At 66.5% G+C, this 17,892-nt stretch carries 15 protein-coding genes; 5 read left to right on the forward strand and 10 right to left on the reverse strand.

Going from position 1 to position 17,892, the window contains the following annotated elements; all coding sequences use genetic code 11:
* Positions 1-2: 2 nt before the first annotated feature.
* Positions 3-1,415, reverse strand: a complete 1,413-nt coding sequence (locus ACV22Z_RS23240) for a UDP-glucose dehydrogenase family protein (RefSeq protein WP_448078618.1) — start codon at positions 1,413-1,415, stop codon at positions 3-5.
* Positions 1,416-1,480: 65 nt separating this feature from the next.
* On the reverse strand, positions 1,481-2,857 hold the full coding sequence (locus ACV22Z_RS23245) for an undecaprenyl-phosphate glucose phosphotransferase (RefSeq protein ID WP_448078619.1): 1,377 nt from the start codon (positions 2,855-2,857) through the stop codon (positions 1,481-1,483).
* 426 nt (positions 2,858-3,283) lie between these two features.
* Between ACV22Z_RS23245 and ACV22Z_RS23250 the strand changes: the two genes are divergently transcribed.
* Positions 3,284-4,804 (forward strand): mannose-1-phosphate guanylyltransferase/mannose-6-phosphate isomerase, encoded by a 1,521-nt coding sequence (locus ACV22Z_RS23250; protein WP_448078620.1) that lies wholly within the window; start codon positions 3,284-3,286, stop codon positions 4,802-4,804.
* 85 nt (positions 4,805-4,889) lie between these two features.
* Here the strand turns inward: ACV22Z_RS23250 and ACV22Z_RS23255 are convergent, their stop codons facing one another.
* The 8 genes from ACV22Z_RS23255 to ACV22Z_RS23290 all read right to left on the reverse strand — a co-directional run bounded on the left by ACV22Z_RS23255 (position 4,890) and on the right by ACV22Z_RS23290 (position 11,935).
* Entirely contained in the window at positions 4,890-5,861 is a 972-nt protein-coding gene (locus ACV22Z_RS23255; RefSeq protein ID WP_448078621.1) for a DUF6566 family protein, read from the reverse strand.
* 765 nt (positions 5,862-6,626) lie between these two features.
* Positions 6,627-7,208 (reverse strand): DUF3501 family protein, encoded by a 582-nt coding sequence (locus ACV22Z_RS23260; protein ID WP_448078622.1) that lies wholly within the window; start codon positions 7,206-7,208, stop codon positions 6,627-6,629.
* A 31-nt stretch (positions 7,209-7,239) separates the two neighbouring features.
* The gene (locus tag ACV22Z_RS23265; RefSeq protein WP_448078623.1) at positions 7,240-8,577 is read right to left on the reverse strand and encodes a heterodisulfide reductase-related iron-sulfur binding cluster; all 1,338 of its coding nucleotides are present in this window, start codon (positions 8,575-8,577) and stop codon (positions 7,240-7,242) included.
* Positions 8,578-8,751: 174 nt separating this feature from the next.
* Positions 8,752-9,174 carry a rubrerythrin family protein gene (locus ACV22Z_RS23270; protein WP_448078624.1) on the reverse strand — a complete coding sequence of 141 codons (423 nt, stop codon included), beginning with the start codon at positions 9,172-9,174 and terminating at the stop codon, positions 8,752-8,754.
* 162 nt (positions 9,175-9,336) lie between these two features.
* On the reverse strand, positions 9,337-10,605 hold the full coding sequence (locus tag ACV22Z_RS23275) for an RNA polymerase sigma factor (protein WP_448078742.1): 1,269 nt from the start codon (positions 10,603-10,605) through the stop codon (positions 9,337-9,339).
* Positions 10,602-11,018, reverse strand: a complete 417-nt coding sequence (locus ACV22Z_RS23280; protein WP_448078625.1) for a VOC family protein — start codon at positions 11,016-11,018, stop codon at positions 10,602-10,604. Before ACV22Z_RS23280 ends, ACV22Z_RS23275 begins: the two co-directional genes overlap by 4 nt.
* A 26-nt stretch (positions 11,019-11,044) precedes the next feature.
* Complete coding sequence (locus ACV22Z_RS23285; RefSeq protein ID WP_448078626.1) at positions 11,045-11,467, reverse strand: YciI family protein; 423 nt, start codon at positions 11,465-11,467, stop codon at positions 11,045-11,047.
* Positions 11,468-11,581: 114 nt separating this feature from the next.
* Complete coding sequence (locus tag ACV22Z_RS23290; protein WP_448078743.1) at positions 11,582-11,935, reverse strand: YciI family protein; 354 nt, start codon at positions 11,933-11,935, stop codon at positions 11,582-11,584.
* A gap of 749 nt (positions 11,936-12,684) precedes the next feature.
* On the opposite strand from ACV22Z_RS23290, the gene ACV22Z_RS23295 reads away from it, so the two are divergent.
* The 4 genes from ACV22Z_RS23295 (at position 12,685) to ACV22Z_RS23310 (ending at position 17,239) form a co-directional block, all read left to right on the forward strand.
* Positions 12,685-14,625, forward strand: a complete 1,941-nt coding sequence (locus tag ACV22Z_RS23295; protein WP_448078627.1) for an ExeM/NucH family extracellular endonuclease — start codon at positions 12,685-12,687, stop codon at positions 14,623-14,625.
* A 354-nt stretch (positions 14,626-14,979) separates the two neighbouring features.
* A complete protein-coding gene (locus ACV22Z_RS23300) occupies positions 14,980-15,366 on the forward strand; it encodes a DUF883 family protein (RefSeq protein WP_448078628.1) in 387 nt (128 codons plus the stop codon).
* A 50-nt stretch (positions 15,367-15,416) separates the two neighbouring features.
* Positions 15,417-16,001: a BPSL1445 family SYLF domain-containing lipoprotein gene (locus ACV22Z_RS23305; RefSeq protein ID WP_448078629.1), complete on the forward strand. Its 585-nt coding sequence runs from the start codon at positions 15,417-15,419 to the stop codon at positions 15,999-16,001.
* 185 nt (positions 16,002-16,186) lie between these two features.
* Positions 16,187-17,239, forward strand: coding sequence for an AI-2E family transporter (locus ACV22Z_RS23310; protein ID WP_448078630.1), 1,053 nt, complete (start codon positions 16,187-16,189; stop codon positions 17,237-17,239).
* Positions 17,240-17,892: the final 653 nt, after the last annotated feature.

Consider the following 17,892-nt stretch of genomic DNA (forward strand, 5'->3'; position numbering starts at 1 on the left):
CCTCACGCGTTCGCGCGCGCGGCTCCCGGAATGCGTGCGGCCACGGCCTGGCGCGAGCCCGGGCGGCCGATCGGGTGATATTCGATGCCCTGCTCGCTCATCGCTTCCGGCTCGTACAGGTTGCGTCCGTCGAAGATCACGGGCGACTTCCACAGCCGGCCGAGCGCGGTGAAGTCCGGGCTCTTGAACGCCTTCCATTCGGTGACGATCACGAGCGCGTCGGCGTCGCGCGCGACCTGCGATTCGTCGTCCGCATACGTGAGGCGCTCGAGCCAGCTCGGGTGGCTCGCGAGATCGAGCGCGATCACGCGTTGCGCCTCATGCTGCGCGACCGGGTCGTACGCGGTCACGCGCGCGCCGCGCGACAGCAGCTCGGCGATCAGCTCGCGGCTCGGCGCCTCGCGCATGTCGTCGGTGTTCGGCTTGAACGCGAGGCCCCACAGGCCGAACGTGCGGCCCGTCAGGTTCTCGCCGAAGCGCGCGATGATCTTGTCGGCGAGCACGCGCTTCTGCGCGGCATTCACCGACGACACGGCCTTCAGGATCTGCAGCGACTGGCCGTGCTCGTCCGCGGTGCGGATCAGCGCCTCGACGTCCTTCGGGAAGCACGAGCCGCCATAGCCGCAGCCCGCGTACAGGAAGTGGTAGCCGATGCGCGGATCGGAGCCGATCCCGCGCCGCACCGCTTCGATGTCCGCGCCGAAGCGGTCCGCGAGATTCGCCAGCTCGTTCATGAACGAGATGCGCGTCGCGAGCATCGCGTTCGCCGCGTACTTCGTGAACTCGGCCGAACGCACGTCCATATAGAGCGTGCGCTCGTGGTTGCGGTTGAACGGCGCGTAGAGCTTCTTCATCAGCTCGCGCGCGCGCTCGCCGGGCACGTCGTCGTCACAGCCGATCACGATGCGGTCCGGCCGCGTGAAATCGTCGACCGCCGCGCCTTCCTTCAGGAATTCCGGGTTCGACACGACCGAGAACATCTGGTCGCCGCCGCGCTTCGCGAGCTCTTCGGCGACTGCCGCGCGCACGCGCTCGGCGGTGCCGACGGGCACCGTCGACTTGTCGACGATCACCTTGAAGCCGGTCATGTAGCGGCCGATGTTGCGCGCGGCGGCGAGCACGTACTGCAGGTCGGCAGAGCCGTCCTCGTCGGGCGGCGTGCCGACCGCGATGAACTGCACGTCGCCGTGCGCGACCGCGGCTTCGATATCGGTCGAAAAGCGCAGGCGGCCCGCGGAGCGGTTGCGCGCGATGACTTCCCTGAGGCCCGGCTCGTGGATCGGCACGCCGCCGTTATTCAGGATGTCGATCTTCGTCTGATCGACGTCGAGACAGAACACGTCGTGCCCGATGTCGGCGAGGCATGCGCCGGTGACGAGCCCTACGTAACCGCTGCCGATGATAGTCAGATTCATGATGTGTCGGACCTCTTGACCAGTGATTCGAAATTCGGAAAAAGCAGGTTGCCTGCTCTCGGTATTCAGTACGCGTTGCTGCCGGTGAAGCCCTTCCACAGCGTCAGCGCGACGATCTTGATGTCGAGCCAGAACGACCAGTTCTGCATGTAGTAGAGATCGAGCTTCACGCGCCCCATCATCTTCTCGACCTGATCCGTCTCGCCGCGAAAGCCGTTGATCTGCGCCCAGCCCGTGATGCCCGGCTTGATCCGGTAGCGGAACATGTAGCCCTTGACCAGATCCTTGTAGATGTCGTCGTGCGCCAGCGCGTGCGGGCGCGGGCCGACGACGGACATTTCGCCCTTCAGCACGTTGATGAACTGCGGCAGCTCGTCGAGGCTCGTGCGGCGCAGGAACCGGCCGACCGGCGTCACGCGCGCATCGTTCTTCGTCGCCTGCGTGACCTTGCCCGCCACTTCCTGGTGCACCTTCATCGAGCGGAACTTGTAGATCTCGAACTCGTGGCCGTCGATGCCCTTGCGCTTCTGGCGGAAGAACACGGGGCCATGCGACGTCAGCTTGATCAGGCACGCGATCGCAAGCATCACCGGCGCGAGCGCCGTCAGCGCCGCCAGCGCGAACAGCCGGTCGAACACGAACTTCGGCAGGATCCGCACGTCGGTGATCGGCGACGCCGCGAGGTTGATCGCCGGCACGCCGAGCAGCTCGACGACTTCGTGATTGAAGAACGACAGGCTGCGCACATCCGGGATGAAGCGGATGTTCACGAAATCATGGCGGAACATCTGGACGATCCGGTGGATCTGGCGCTCTTCCGTAATCGGCAGCGTGAGCCACAGTTCGCGGATCGCGCGGCTGCGCACGAGCCACACGAGCGAGTCGAACTGCCGTTCGATCCGCACGTCGTCGAGCGCCACGTCGCTCGCCGCCGCGCTTTCGTCATACACGCACACCGGGTTGAACCCCGCTTCCGGCTGCGCACGCATCTGCGCGATCAGCCGCCGCGCCGCGGGCGTGCCGCCGACGATCGCGACCGCCTTCAGGTTGTAGCCGCCGCGCCGCAGTTGCCGCAGCGCCGCGTGCACGCACGCCTTCGACGCAGCAAGCAGCACCATCGTCGTGACGGCCCAGTAGCCGAGCCACAGCCGCGACAGGTCGCCCGACTCGTGAAAGCTGAAGCTCATCAGGATGCCCGCGAGCTCGACGACGAGCCACGCGAACGCGACGCGCCCCATCAGCCCGACGAGCCGCTTGCCGCGCCACGACTGGTAGATCCCGAACGCGGGAAAGAACACGACGACGAGTACGCAATCGAACAGCACCATCGTGCGTTGCAGGTCGTCGAGCCAGACGATGCGTCCGCCGTGCAGCGCGGCGGCGGTCAGGGCTCCCGTCATGACCATCGCGATGTCGATGATTCTGGCCAGCACGCTCAACATGTTCGCTTCCTCTTTGGACAGGCGTTTGCCGAACAGCTCCTTGCGCAGCCCCTGCCGCGCATTCGATTCAAACGTTGCATGACGCTATTGAACCGGGAAGAAAATACCTCCGGCAAGCCCACAAGTATTTCGAAAATTAATCGGAAATTCTTGCCGGCGAATCGGGCATTTATATCGGCATGTTTTCCCGGATTTGCGGGAAATATTGATTTTTTCAGGTTCGTTACGCCGCCACGGACACCTTGACAGGCCTGCGATGCGCGGAATCGCACGGAATTATTTTTTATTTTTTATTTAGCCGGCATGGTGCCGCGGAAAATTTTCCCTGCCGATAAAAAGATGAATATCGAATGAATGGTATGGTTTTATTGTCGATTTACTTCATGCTACAACGGCAGGCACCGACATCACTCTGGGAGTGCCATCATGAATGCTCAGGCCGTGGCAGCCGATACGCGCCAATCCTCCACCGCAACCGCGGGCTCGCGCGTTGCGGTGCAACCCGTGATCCTCGCCGGCGGCTCCGGCACGCGCCTGTGGCCGATGTCGCGCGAGCACTATCCGAAACAGCTGATCGGCCTGCTCGGCGACCATTCTCTGCTGCAGTCGACCGCGCGCCGTCTCGACGGCCTCGCGGCCGGCCATCCGCTGAGCGACGACGTGCTGATCGTCTGCGGCGAGGACCATCGCTTCACGACGTCCGAGCAATTGCACGTGACGGCCAAGCGCGCGTCGATCGTGCTCGAGCCGCTCGGCCGCGACACCGCGCCCGCGCTGACGCTCGCCGCGCTGCGCATCGTCGCCGACGGCGGCGATGCAGTGATGACCGTGATGCCGGCCGACCACGCGGTTGCCGACCTGCCGCGCTTTCACGCGGCCGTGGCCGCCGGCGTGCAGTGCGCGGCGCAAGGCAAGATCGCGACGATGGGCATCGTGCCGGACCATGCGGAAACCGGCTATGGCTACATCCGCGTCGGCGGCCCGATCGGTGCCGCCGCAGCCGACGGCCTCGACGTGCGGCGCCTCGACCGCTTCGTCGAGAAGCCGCATCTCGAGCTCGCTCAGCAGTACGTCGCCTCCGGCGAATACTGGTGGAACAGCGGCATCTTCATCGTGCGCGCGTCGGTATGGCTGAACGCGATCCGTCATTTCGAACCGGCAATCTACGCGGCCTGCGAACAGGCGGTTGCGCAAGGCAAGACCGACGGCGAATTCTTCCGGGTCGATCGCGACGCATTCGCCGCGTCGCCATCGAACTCGATCGACTACGCGGTGATGGAGCCGCTCGCCAACCTGCCGTCGGTGTGCGAGAGCGTCGTCATTCCGCTCGATGCGGGCTGGTCCGACGTCGGCTCGTGGGACGCGATCTGGCAGATCCTGCCGAAGGACAGCGCCGAGAACGTCGGCCGCGGCCACGTGCTGTTCGAGAACGCCGAATCGACGTTCGCGCATTCGGAAGGCCGGCTCGTCGCGTGCGTCGGCACGCAGAACCTCGTCGTCGTCGAGACGCCCGACGCGGTGCTCGTCGCCGACAAGTCGCGCGTGCAGGACGTCAAGAAAATCGTCGGCCGCATCAAGGCGGAACGCGGCGCGGAAGCGACCGATCACCGCAAGGTGCATCGCCCGTGGGGCCATTACGACTCGGTCGACATGGGCGAGCGGTTCCAGGTGAAGCGCATCGTCGTGAAGCCCGGCGCGCGGCTGTCGCTGCAGATGCATCACCACCGCGCCGAACACTGGATCGTCGTGCGCGGCACCGCACGCATCACGCGTGGTGACGAAACGTTCCTCCTGTCGGAAAACGAATCGACGTACATCCCGCTCGGCGTGTCGCATCGCCTGGAAAACCCCGGCAAGATGCCGCTCGAGCTGATCGAAGTGCAGTCGGGCTCGTATCTCGGCGAAGACGACATCGTGCGCTTCGACGATACCTACGGCCGGCAGTAAAGCCGGCATGCGCAAAGGGCGCCGTCATCGAACGGCGCCCTTCGAGCGCGACATGCGCGGCGCGGTCAAGCGCCGCGCGTCAGACTCAACCCACCCGATACGCGAGACGCTCGGCCTGCACCGGATCGTTGCGGCCGTCGGTCAGCGACGCGGCGCGACGCTCCGCGATGAAGCGCTGGATGTCCGATTCCGCGCGCACGAGCGCGGACAGCACCGGCGCATTCTGCGGCACGCGCACCGGCTCGCCGCTCGCGCCATGCCGGTCGATCCACTGCCGCGCCCAGTCGAGCGCGAACTGCACCGCTTCCTCGGCATCGGTGAAACGCGGCCCGATCAGACCCGAGCGCTCGACGCGGCGGTCGTCCTGCGTGATCTCGGCCCACGCGCGATACATCAGGTTCTGCACGGGCTGCGCGATGCCATGGATCGTGTAGCCGCGATACTCGTCGACCTGCGGCTCGGACGCCGAGAAACTCGTGGCGGACGAGCGCGCCTGCCGCGCGCCCGACGCGGCGGCCGGCGTGCCGGGCACCGTGAATGCGTGCTGCGCGGACGTGCCCGCGTGCATGTCTGCGTGCCTGTCCGCGTGCCTGTCCGTCTGGCCGCGCGACGTCACGGCCAGCGCCGCATCGTCGCGATGCCAAACGTTTGCCTGCGTGGCCGGCAATTGCCACGATTCCGGGTTTTGCCAGAACACGCCGCGCAGGCGGTCGTTTTCCGGCGCCGGTTCCGCATGGCGCACGGGCGCGACCGGCACCGGCGGCGGCGGGATGTACGCGAACGTCCGCCCGCTGAACTGGGTCAGCACGTCGATCATCTGCAGCAGCGTGCCGTTCGCGAGCCACTCCTCGTAGCGACGGCGGCACGTGGGCCCGGACGGATAGCGGCCAGGCAGCTTGGACCACGCCTCTCCGGTCGTCAGGATCCACAGCACAGCGTTGGCGACGACACGCGGTTCCGCGCGTGGTCGACCACGACGATTCAGCCGAATCGGTTCGTCGGCGATCAGCGTTGAAAGACGAACCCACTCTTCATCGTTTAGCTCATCGAAGAACATAGTAGATCTCTCCACGCAGCCAGGCCGGGCTGCGATTGGCGGCGCCGTCGCGAACGAGTCGCGGGGCGGCCAGGTTGCACATTATGGTTATCCGGTAGTGCATGCGGTCGCGACACGCACAAAGGCGGTGCCGACATTCCCGGCAATGACGCACAAATCCGGTCTCACTCCAATGTGGGAATTTTTGTGCACGAAGCATACCATCACTAGGGTTTATCTCAATATGACAATGACTTTATGTTACGTAATGAAACATCATGCCATGGATGCGCAATAAATTTACGCTTGAATTTTTTTACGAGAACTTTATGCGCCCGGCTGCAAAGCCCCGTCTTGCGGGGCTCTGCGGGGTGTCATAGCGCCCCGCTCCGCCTGCCCGACAAACCGTTCAGACCCCAATCAGTAAAAAACTCCGGATCGCACAACGAAAATCGGTAAATCAGGGAAAAATCCGTAACGAGATATTTAAAGATCGGTAATTCATTCGAAATGATTTCATTAGACTTTTCTCCATACGCAATCTCTTTATTGTTTCTCACCGGGCAATGACAGGCGTGTGACGGCAGGCGTGCCGTTGCGGGTCTGCACACGATGCGCGCAGTCGCCGCACGCCTTCGCAACGATCGCGCATGCAGCGACGTGCGCCGGGATGCGAACGGGGATGCAATGATCAGGCAGCCGGCGTTCGAGCGAACGCGCCGCCGTACTTTTTCGGAGTTCGATTGATCCTGATCAATCGCCGTCGATTCGTGCAGCGCGCTGCGGTCAGCGCAGATCGCCGGCGAGCGACGCGGCGACGTCGGCGTCGATACGCTGCGGCGGCACCGTGTAGCCCGGATGATCGCAGCCGATCGACAGCGCCGCGCCCTGCTTCAGCGCCGCACGCATCGGCGCGTCCAGCTCGAACCGCACGAAATGCACGGCGGAGGTCTTCACGTCCGTCTCGCGATCGAGGTCTTCGTCCGCGATCGCATAAACGGGCGCATGGCCGTCGACTTGCACGTACACACGATCCTCGACGCCGATCAGCCGCGCAAGCGCCGCGCGGCGCTCGGCCTCGTGCTCGTATTCGATCTGCATCGTCGCCTTCAGGTTGGTGCCGTCGGGCACCAGCGGCAGGTACGCTTCCAGCTCCCCGGCAATCCCCGCTTCGTCGAAGATCTTCTCGATGTGCAGCATTTCATGGATCTGGTAACGGATCGTCGTTTCGTCCTCGAACAGGAAGCGCAGGTGGTTGCCGAGCTGCACCGCGCGCCGCCGCTTGTGCTCGATGAGCCGTGCGTGCTCGGATTGGCGGATCTTCGCGTAGGCTTCGAGCGTCAACAGGGAATCACGGGTGAGCGTCATGGGAGGTCCTTCGTCGATGTGGCGATGCGGATCAGATGCCGTACGCGCGGCGCAGCAGCGTGAGCGGATGTGCGAGCGGCGGCTCGCCGAGCCCGGCCTCGCCGATGCCCTGCATGATGTGATGGCCCGCGAGCGCGCAGTCGGACGACACGAAGTCCGGCTTCGGCTCCGCCATCGCCTTGAACACCGGCCCGCCGATGCGCATCGCGTCCGCGTGGAATTCCTTCTTCACGCCGAACGTGCCCGCGTGGCCCGAGCAGCGCTCGACGACGTTCACGCGCGTATCGGGCACGAGCGACAGCACGTCGGCGGTCTTGCGGCCGATGTTCTGCACGCGCGCGTGACACGGCACGTGATACGACACGGTGCCGAGGCCGGTCTTGAAATCGGTCTTCAGGAGGCCGTCGCGATGCCGCGCAACCACGTATTCGAACGGATCCCAGAACGCATCGGCGACCGCACGCACCGCGTCGTCGCCCGGGAACATCAGCGGCAGCTCGCTCTTGTACATCAGCACGCAGCTCGGAATCGCGCCGATCAGCGCATAGCCTTCGCGCGCGTAGCGCTCGAGCACCGGAATGTTCGTGTCCTTCTTCGCGGCGACGCCCGCGAGGTTGCCCTGCTCGAGCAGCGGCATCCCGCAGCACGCCTCGCTCGACACGAGCTCGTACGGAATGTCGTTGTGCGCGAGGATCGCGAGCAGGTCGTGGCCGATCCCGGGCTCGTTGAAGTTCACGTAGCAGGTCGCGTAGATCGCGACCTTGCCGGGCGTGCGCTCGCCGTCGCGCACCGGATGGCCGTCGGAGCGCAGCGCCGCGCGCCGGAACTTGCGCGGCGCGAATTCGGGCAGCCACGCGTGACGGTCGACGCCGAGTGCCGCCTCGAGCGCGTGGCGCGCGGGCGGCGTGCGGTTCACCGCGTTCACCGCCTGCGTGACGATCGGAATGCCCGCAAAATGGCCGAGCGCGTCGGTGTTCGACAGCACCTTGTCGCGCAGCTTCACGTCGCCGCGCTTGTAGCGCGCCGCCTTGCCGCGCAGCATCAGGTGCGGGAAATCGACGTTCCATGGATGCGGCGGCACGTACGGGCATTTCGTCATATAGCAGAGGTCGCACAGATAGCACTGGTCGACGACCTTGCCGAACGATTCCTTCGGCACTTCCTCGACGTCGCCCATCGGTGTCTCGTCGACGAGGTCGAACAGCGTCGGAAACGCGCCGCACAGCGACACGCAGCGCCGGCACCCCGCGCAGATGTCGAACACGCGGGTCATCTCGGCGTCGATCGCCGCCTGGTCGTAGAACGCGTCGGACTGCCAGTCGAGCGGATGCCGGGTCGGGGCTTCGAGACTGCCTTCCTTGTGGGGCATGAGGCGCTCCAGCGTGATGCGAATGCGCACGCACCCGCCCGCCGCGCCAGCGCGTCGCATCGCGCGAGCGTCGGGCGGGTGTGAACGGCGAACGGCGGGCGGCCGGCGGCGGACTGCAGGCGGACTGCCGGCGTGCCGCGGCGGACGGATGCCGGCCGCGCGGGTCAGTCAACGTCAGTCGACGAGTGCGTCGAGCGCCTTCGTATAGCGGTTCGCGTGGCTGCGCTCGGCCTTCGCGAGCGTCTCGAACCAGTTCGCGATTTCGTCGAAGCCTTCTTCGCGAGCGGTCTTCGCCATGCCCGGATACATGTCGGTGTATTCGTGCGTCTCGCCGGCGATCGCCGATTCCAGGTTCTGCCGCGAGTTGCCGAACGGCAAACCCGTCGCCGGATCGCCGACCGCTTCGAGATACTCGAGATGGCCGTGCGCGTGACCGGTTTCGCCTTCAGCGGTCGAGCGGAACAGCGCGGCGACGTCGTTCTGCCCTTCGACGTCGGCCTTCGACGCGAAATACAGATAGCGGCGGTTTGCCTGCGATTCGCCCGCGAACGCATACTTCAGGTTCTCTTCGGTTTTGCTGCCTTTGAGTTGAGCCATCTGCGCCTCCGTACATGCCGGGGCGACCGAGCGCCAAGCCGGCCGTGGATATGTGGGGAACGATGCGCGCAGTGCGCCATCGTGCTCTTTAATCTAGGCGTAGTCGCGCGCATCCCCCAATAGGCATTTTCAATCCGGGCGATAGCCGGACGGCTGACGCGCTCACGCGTCGGCCGCGCGCTTCAGCAGCAACTCGCGTTCCCGTGCGTTGTGGGTCAGCTCCGCGGCGCGGCGGAACTCCGCTTTTGCCTCGTCGGCGCGGCCGAGCTTCGCGAGCAGATCGCCGCGCACGCTCGGCAGCCAGTGATAGTGCGCGAGCGCCGGATCGTCGCGCAGCGCATCGACGAGTTCCAGCCCGGCGGCCGGCCCGAACGCCATCCCCACCGCGACCGCGCGGTTCAGCTCGACGACGGGCGACGGCGCGACTTCCGCGAGCGCGTCGTACAGCGCGACGATCTGCGCCCAGTCGGTCTCCGCTGCATGCCGCGCCCGCGCATGACAGGCCGCGAGCGCCGCCTGCAGCGCATACGGTCCGCGCACGCCGCCGAGCTTCGCCGCGCACTCGAGCGCGGCAAGGCCGCGCCGGATCAGCAACGGATCCCAGCGGCTGCGGTCCTGGTCGAGCAGCAGCACCGGACGGCCCTGCGTGTCGGTGCGCGCACGCATCCGCGACGCCTGCAGCTCCATCAGCGCGACGAGCCCGTGCACCTCGCTGTCGTCCGGCGCGAGCCCCGCGAGCACGCGGCCGAGCCGCAGCGCTTCGTCGCACAGCGCCGGACGCGTCCAGTCGTCGCCGGCGGTTGCCGCATAGCCTTCGTTGAAGATCAGGTAGATCACTTCGAGCACCGACGCGAGCCGAGCCGGCCGCGCGTCGGCGGCCGGCACCTCGAACGGCACGTGCGCCGCCGCCAGCGTGCGCTTCGCGCGCACGATCCGCTGCGCGATCGTCGGCTCGGGCGTGAGGAACGCGCGCGCGATCTCGGCCGTCGTCAGCCCGCCGAGCAGCCGCAGCGTCAGCGCGACGCGCGCGTCCTTCGACAGCACCGGGTGGCAAGCGGTAAAGATCAGCCGCAGCAGGTCGTCGCCGATGTCGTCGTCGCGCGCATCGGCGAGCGCGTCCGCAATGTCGGGCACGACATGCGCTTGCAGCGCGTCGAGTTCATGGCCGAGCTGGTCGCGCTTCGCCGCGTGCAGCGACTCCTGGCGGACCCGGTCGAGCGCGCGCCGTTTCACGGCCGTCATCAGCCACGCAGCGGGATTGTCCGGCACGCCGTCGACGGGCCAGTGCTCGAGCGCCGCGACGAGCGTGTCCTGCGCAAGCTCCTCCGCGACGCCCACGTCGCGCACCACCCGCGCGGCCCGCGCGATGATCTTCGGCGCCTCGATCCGCCAGACGGCCTCGATCGCACGATGCGTGGCCGCATGCGTCACGACGCCGGCCCCTGCGCGGCCGCGTCCTGCGCCATATACGTCAGCTCCCACACGTGGCCGTCCGGGTCCGCAAACGCATGCCCGTACATTCCCGGATATTCCAGCGGCGGACGCGGCGCCGTGCCGCCCGCCGCGCGCGCGTTTGCAACCACCGCATCGACTTCGCCGCGGCTCTCGCACGACAGGCACGGCAGCACCTGCACGTGGGTTGCCGCATCGACGATCGTCTTGTCGGTGAAGGTCTGGAAAAACGGCCTGACGAGCAGCATCGCGAAGATCGCATCGCTGATCCGGATGCAGGCGCCCTGGTCGTTCGTGTACGCGGGCACCGGCTCGAAGCCGAGCGCCGCGTAGAACGCCTGCGCGCGCGGCAGGTCGGCCACCGGCAGGTTGATGAAGATCTGCTTGTGCATGATGTGCGCTCCTGGCGGGTCCGCGATCAAACGGCGTTGCCGCGGGCGGCTTGCAGTTCGCGGAACCGTTCGACCGCGTCGCTCGGCGTGAGATCGTCCAGCTCCATCAGCTGGCGCACCTCGATCTCGCAGTCCATCTCCGCGCCGAACGGCGCCGGGAAGCGGCGCGACCATTCGAGCGCCTCGTCGCGCGAGCGCACCTGGATCAGCGTATAGCCGGCGATCAGTTCCTTCGTCTCGGCGAACGGGCCGTCGATCACCGTGCCCTTGCCGCGCACATAGCGCACGCGCCAGCCCTTCGCGCTCGGCATCAGGCCCGTTGCGTCGAGCAGCACGCCGGCCTTTGCCAGTTCCTCGTGATAGGTCGTCATCACCTCGACCAGCCGGTTGTCCGGCGGTGCGCCGGACTCGCTGACGGCATTCGCCCGCACCATGATCATGAATCGCATCGTTCGCTCCTGGTTTCAGTTGTGTGGGACGCCGGCGGCGGCGCCTTATCCGGACGACGCGCGAATGATCTCCGGATCGACGTCCTTTACGACAAATCAGGGTAAGCACCTAGATCAGAGAAAGCACGGGCCGACCGCGCGCACCTCGACCGTGCACCACTGCGCGGCCGGGCACTGGCGCGCGATCTCGACCGCTTCCGCGTGCGTGTCGACGTCGACGAGGAAGAAGCCGCCGACCATCTCCTTGGCCTCCGCGAACGGCCCGTCGGTGATGTGTGCCTCGCCGTCGCGCACCTGCACGCGCGTCGCGCGGTCCGTCCGTTCGAGCGACTCGACCGCGCGCAGCACGCCGCGCGCCTTCAGGCCTTCCGCGAAATCCTGCATCCGCGCGTAGAGCGACTGCCCTTCGGCCAGCGTGCGTTCGGCGCGCTGGTCGATCGGTTCGACAATCAACAGCATGTAAGTCATGAATCTCTCCTCGGAATGGGGTGGCGGGGTGGCGGTCTGGTGGCCGGTGATCGACGCACGGATCGGCCGTCGGTTTCGACGTTTCGATGCGGCGCGTGCTTCGCGCGTCGTGCTTGCGGTTCGCGGCAGATGATCCGCTATTTTGAGCCGGTGAGGTACGACGCTCCATTCGACCGCATGGCGGCGACGCGGCAGGTACGCCGTCACCCAAGCCCATGCGACGCCCGCGATCCAGCCCGCCAGCGACGCGCATGCGGCCAGGCACGCGGCGTTGAGCCACGCGTGCGCCCAGCCGAGATGCACGAAATGGCCGGTTGCAACACGCCACACCTGCCCTGACGAGATCGCCGCGCGGTCGTAGACGAGCAGCCCTGCGCTCGCTGCTGGCAGGCACTGCAGGCCAATCACGGCCACGCAGACCGCAAGCCAGCCGGCATCGAACCGCATGCCTTTGCAATACGCGGCTGCCGCGCGGGAAAGCGATGGCGATGGCGATGGCCAGATGTCAGTCATTTCGTCGGGTTCTCGCGTAAACGGACCTGCGCACGAGCGCAGGCAAGCAGGCGCAGCGCGAGCCTCGACATCTTGCATGCGGCCGCTACGCATCAGCATGTTGCAGCATCCGGCGGCAAACCGCGGCATCGCTGGCCGATCGGCACTGGCCGGACGGCATATTCATGTCACTTCATTACATTTTGCTGTCAGCATGCGTTACCCATTTTTCGGATTCGCCCCGTCAGGATCGCCCCATGCGTCGCTCGCTTTCATCGTTCACCCTTGCGCTGTCGCTGGCCATTTCGCCCCACGCTACCTTCGCCGCGCTGCCGGTCAGTGCCGCCTGCGGCGGCGCGGCGTCGCTCATCGCCGAGATCCGGGGCCACGGCGGCCCGTCGCCGCTGGCCGGACAGACGACGTCGCTCGAAGCCGTCGTCACCGCGGATTTCGGCGGTGCCGACGGCTTCGGCGGATTCTTCGTCCAGCAGGCCGACGCGCAACACCGCCACCGGCCGGGCGTGTCGGAAGGCCTGTTCGTCTACGCGCCGAAAGCGCGCGCCACGGCCGGCGATCTCGTTCACGTGACCGGCAAGATCGAGGAGAAATACGGCCAGACGCAGCTCACGCTGTCGGGCGGCATTGCGGTCTGCGCACGCGGGCAGACGGTCACGCCGGCCAAGCTCACGCTGCCCGTCGCGTCCGCGACGGCATTCGCCGCGTACGAGGGCATGCTGGTGCGGCTGCCGCAGACGCTGACGGTCAGCGATACCTACGAACTCGGCCGCTACGGCAGCGTCGTGCTCAGCAACGGCCGGCTGCGCACGCCGACGCATCTCGTCGTGCCGGCACAGGCCGCCGCGCAGGCGGACGCGAATGCGCGCAACCGGATCGTCCTCGACGACGGCTCGAACCAGCAGAATCCCGCGACCGTGCGCTACCCGCCGCCCGCGCTGAGCGCCGCGAACACGCTGCGCGCGGGCTATACGGTGCGCGGCGTCGAGGGCGTGCTCGAGATGCGCTACAACGCGTGGCGGCTGCAACCGGTGCCGGGCGCGGCCGCACCCGCATTCAATCCGGCCGCGAATCCGCGTCGCGACGCGCCGGCGCGCCACGCCGATGCCGACCTCCGGGTTGCATCGTTCAACGTGCAGAACTACTTCAACGGCGACGGCCACGGCGGCGGCTTCGACGATCCCGGCAACCGCGGCGCGAAGACGCCGGCCGGGTTCGCGCGGCAGGAGGCGAAGATCGTCGCGACGCTGCGCGCGATGCGCGCCGACGTGATCGGCCTGATGGAAATCGCGAACAACGGCTATGGCGACGCGAGCGCGGTGCGGCGTCTCGCGGCACAGCTCGGCGACCACTGGCGCGTGGTCGAGCCGGGCACGCCCCGCCTCGGCGGCGATGCGATCGCAGTCGCGATGCTGTACGACAGCCGCACGGTCGAACCGACCGGCCGCGCGGCCACGCTCGAGATCGACAGCCTGAACCGCCAGCCGCTCGCCCAGACGTTCCGCCGCATCGGCGGCACCCGCGCGGTCACGATTGCGGTCAATCACCTGAAATCGAAGAACTGCCCGAAGGCGACCGGCGCGGATCTCGACCAGGCAGACGGCCAGGGCTGCTGGAACGCGACGCGCACGCGCGCGGCCGAGCGCATCGCCGACTGGCTCGCGGGCACGCCGACCGGCGCGGCAGCCGACGGCGTGCTGCTGATCGGCGACCTGAACAGCTACGCGAAGGAGGACCCGATCCGCGCGCTCGAGACGCGCGGCTTCGTGAATCTCACCGCACGCTTTCTCGGCGACGATGCATACAGCTATGTATTCGGCGGCGAAGCGGGCTATCTCGATCACGCGCTCGCGACACCGGCGCTGGCCGCACGCGTGAAGGCCGTGCATGAGTGGCACACCAACGCCGACGAGCCGGTCGCGCTGCAATACACGACGGATTACAAGACACCGGAGCAGCAATCGAGCTACTACGCACCGGATTCGTACCGTGCGTCCGACCATGATCCGGTGATGATCGATCTCGCGCTCGCCGATCGCGACACGTCGGCCGGCCCGGACGGCATCACGGCCGACGGCACGGGCGCAGGTTCGACGCGCGCGGGCGGCACCGACGCATGGTTGTTGCTTGCGCTTGCGGCCGTCGCCGGCGTCGCCGTGCGGCACACGCGAGGCCGCGCATGAACCGGCGCGTGCCGGCCGATGCCGGCAGGCTCACGTCGTCATCTCGCGCCGCCGACGCCTCGGCTCGCCTTCAGGAATCGAAACTATTACGAAATTACCGGCACATCTTTCAGCTCGCGTCGCTTTTACTCGATCGGCGACTTCTGCGGCATGCGCGCAAATCATGCGCATACCACGTGCCCGCTCGACGAAAAAAAAACTCTCCCCCGCTGCGTCAGGACCGGCGGGGCTCTCCGGGCTATGCGCCGACGATTCGATTTTTTATCTCGAAACTCCCCCGCTTTGAAAGAATCACACAGATTGCAGCGAATCTTCTTATCTTCAATTTGCTTGGTTCAAAGGAGGATGATCACCATGGCGCTCACCGACTCGATCGAGCACAAGCTGGACCGCGGCCTGTCGGACATCCGCCGCACCGGCCGCCGCATGGGACGCACCACGCGCGCTGCCGCGCGCGACCTGCATGCGGACGTGAAGGACGATCTGCGCGAGCTCGTCGACGAGCTCGAAGATCTGCTGAAAAACGATGGCGACGGCGACATCGCCGCGTTGCGCAAGCGCGTGCAGTCGCGTCTCGACGAGGCGCGCAACACGCTCGATATCGCGTCGCATTCGGCAACCGCCCGGCTGCGCGATTCCGCCGAGCGCGTGTCGCAGGTCGTGCACGACAACCCGTGGCGGACCGCGGGCGCCGTCGCCGGCCTCGCACTCGTAGCGGGAATGCTACTTGCGCGCCGATGATCGAGGCCGGCGCTCGTGCCGCTCTCACCCCGAAACGAAGGAGAACCAGCATGCAAAAGACTCTCGTGATGAAAGCCGCAGCGGCCGTGGTGCTCGGCAGCCTCGCCCTCGCCGGCTGCACCACCACGCCCGACAAGAATCCGCCCCCCGCCGCGAGTGCGTCCAAACGCGAATCGATCGATGCGAGCGTGAATGCGACGCTGTCGCGCCTCTATTCGACAGTGCCCGGTTCGCGTGAGCTCGTCTCGAAGTCGCGCGGCGTCCTCGTGTTCCCGAACGTGCTGCAGGCCGGCCTGATCGTCGGCGGCCAGTCCGGCAACGGCGCGCTGCGCGTTGGCGGCGCGACGGTCGGCTACTACAACACGTCGTCGCTGTCCGTCGGCCTGCAGGCCGGCGCGCAATCGAAGGCGATCGTGTTCCTGTTCATGACGCAGGATTCGCTCGACACGTTCCGCAGATCGGATGGCTGGTCGGCCGGCGCCGACGCGTCGGTCGCGGTCGTCAAGGTCGGCGCGAACGGCGCGGTCGACACGACCACGGCCACCGCGCCCGTCGAAGTGCTGGTGCTGACCAACGCCGGCCTGATGGGCGACCTGTCGGTGAACGGCACGAAGGTCTCGAAACTCAGCATCTGACGACGTAATGCGATGCGGCGCGACGCCGCATCCGCTCTACGGCAGCGCCGCGGCTTCGGTCGCGGCGTTTTCGTCTGTGCACGACGGCCCACCTATGACAGCGGCGCCTTTGCGGGCATACTCCGGTTCGGGCCGTCCCGGACGCGCGCCGGGCCTTCAGACTTCACCTTCACGCGAATGCCATCATGGATAGCGGAAACGACCACCAAAAATTCTTTCACTTCCTGCTGATCGTCGTCACCATCGGACTCTGCTGGATCCTCGCGCCCTTCTTCGGCGCGGTGTTCTGGGGGACCATCCTGGCGATCCTGTTCCAGCCCGTGCAGCGCTGGCTGGCGGCCCGCTTCGGCAAGCGGCGCAATCTCGCCGCACTCCTGACGATGACGCTGATCATCCTGATCGTGATCCTGCCGCTCGTGTTCGTCGCCGCGACGCTCGTGCAGGAAATCGCGTACGTCTACCAGGAGATCAAGAGCGCGCAGCCGAATTACTCGCAGTACTTCCACGACATCATCCACGCGCTGCCGACGTCGATCCAGAATCTGCTGCAGAAATACGGGCTGACCAACCTCCCCGGCATCCAGAAGAAGCTGACCGACGGCGCCGCGCAAATCAGCCAGTTCGCCGCGGCCCAGGCACTCAGCATCGGCCAGAACACGTTCCAGTTCATCGTCAGCTTCGGCGTGATGCTGTACATGGTGTTCTTCCTGCTGCGCGACGGCGGCGAGATCGGCCGTCGCGTGCGCCGCGCGCTGCCGCTCGACGACGAACACAAGAACCTGCTGCTGTCGAAGTTCACGACGGTCGTGCGCGCAACCGTGAAGGGCAACATCGCGGTTGCGCTCGTGCAGGGCGCACTCGGCGGACTGATCTTCTGGATTCTCGGGATCGAGGGGGTCGTGCTGTGGGGCTCGCTGATGGCGTTCCTGTCGCTGCTGCCCGCGATCGGCGCGAGCCTCGTGTGGGTGCCGGCCGCGCTTTACTTCCTGATGATCGACGAGATCTGGAAATGCGTGATCCTCGTCGCGTTCTGCGTCGGCGTGATCGGCCTCGTCGACAACCTGCTGCGTCCGATCCTCGTCGGCAAGGACACGAAGATGCCCGACTGGGTCGTGCTGATCTCGACGCTCGGCGGGATGGCGCTGTTCGGCATCAACGGCTTCGTGATCGGGCCGCTCGTCGCCGCGCTGTTCATGGCGAGCTGGGACATCTTCGCGCGCGCCGAACAGGGCGAGTGACGGGCGGGCCGCGCCGTCGGCGTGATGCGTGTTGCGTGTTGCGTGATGCGTGATGCGTGATGCGTGATGCGTGATGCGTAGCGTAGTGCCGTGCGGTGTGCAATCGCAATCGCAATCGCAATCGCAATCGCAGTAAATTATCGCCCGCTGGTTTCGAATAACCGGTCGGGCGATGCCAATCCCGGCGCATGGCGCTCCGCCGCGCACACGCCCGATGCGACGAGCGCAATGCACATTCCGGCGAGCATCGCATGCCACGCCGGGTTGCGAGACGTCCGGCACGTGTTGCCGCTTCGCGCCGCGCCAGTCGCATTCGTGATTGCCGTCGCTGCCCGCTGCAATGTTGTCCGCATCTGCCGCCCTCCCTCTGCCAACCAATCGAGAACGGCGGCATCACGATTGCGCGACGCCGCCTCAGGTGTTGGCAATTACTTTAGGGAAATGCGCCGGGATCGGATATTAGACAAGTCCTAAATCCAGACTCGACCAATCAGACAACAGCCCGATATGACATTCCATGACAATCGGGCAGACGCATGCGCACGTGCACGCGACTCAGCCCGATCGGACAACAGCCCGATCTGCCGCTGCGTGACAATCGGGCGAACACTTGCGCCCCGTCCGCATCGGCAACCCCGAGCGGCACCCGCCCC

The organism is Burkholderia sp. PU8-34, from assembly GCF_053427725.1.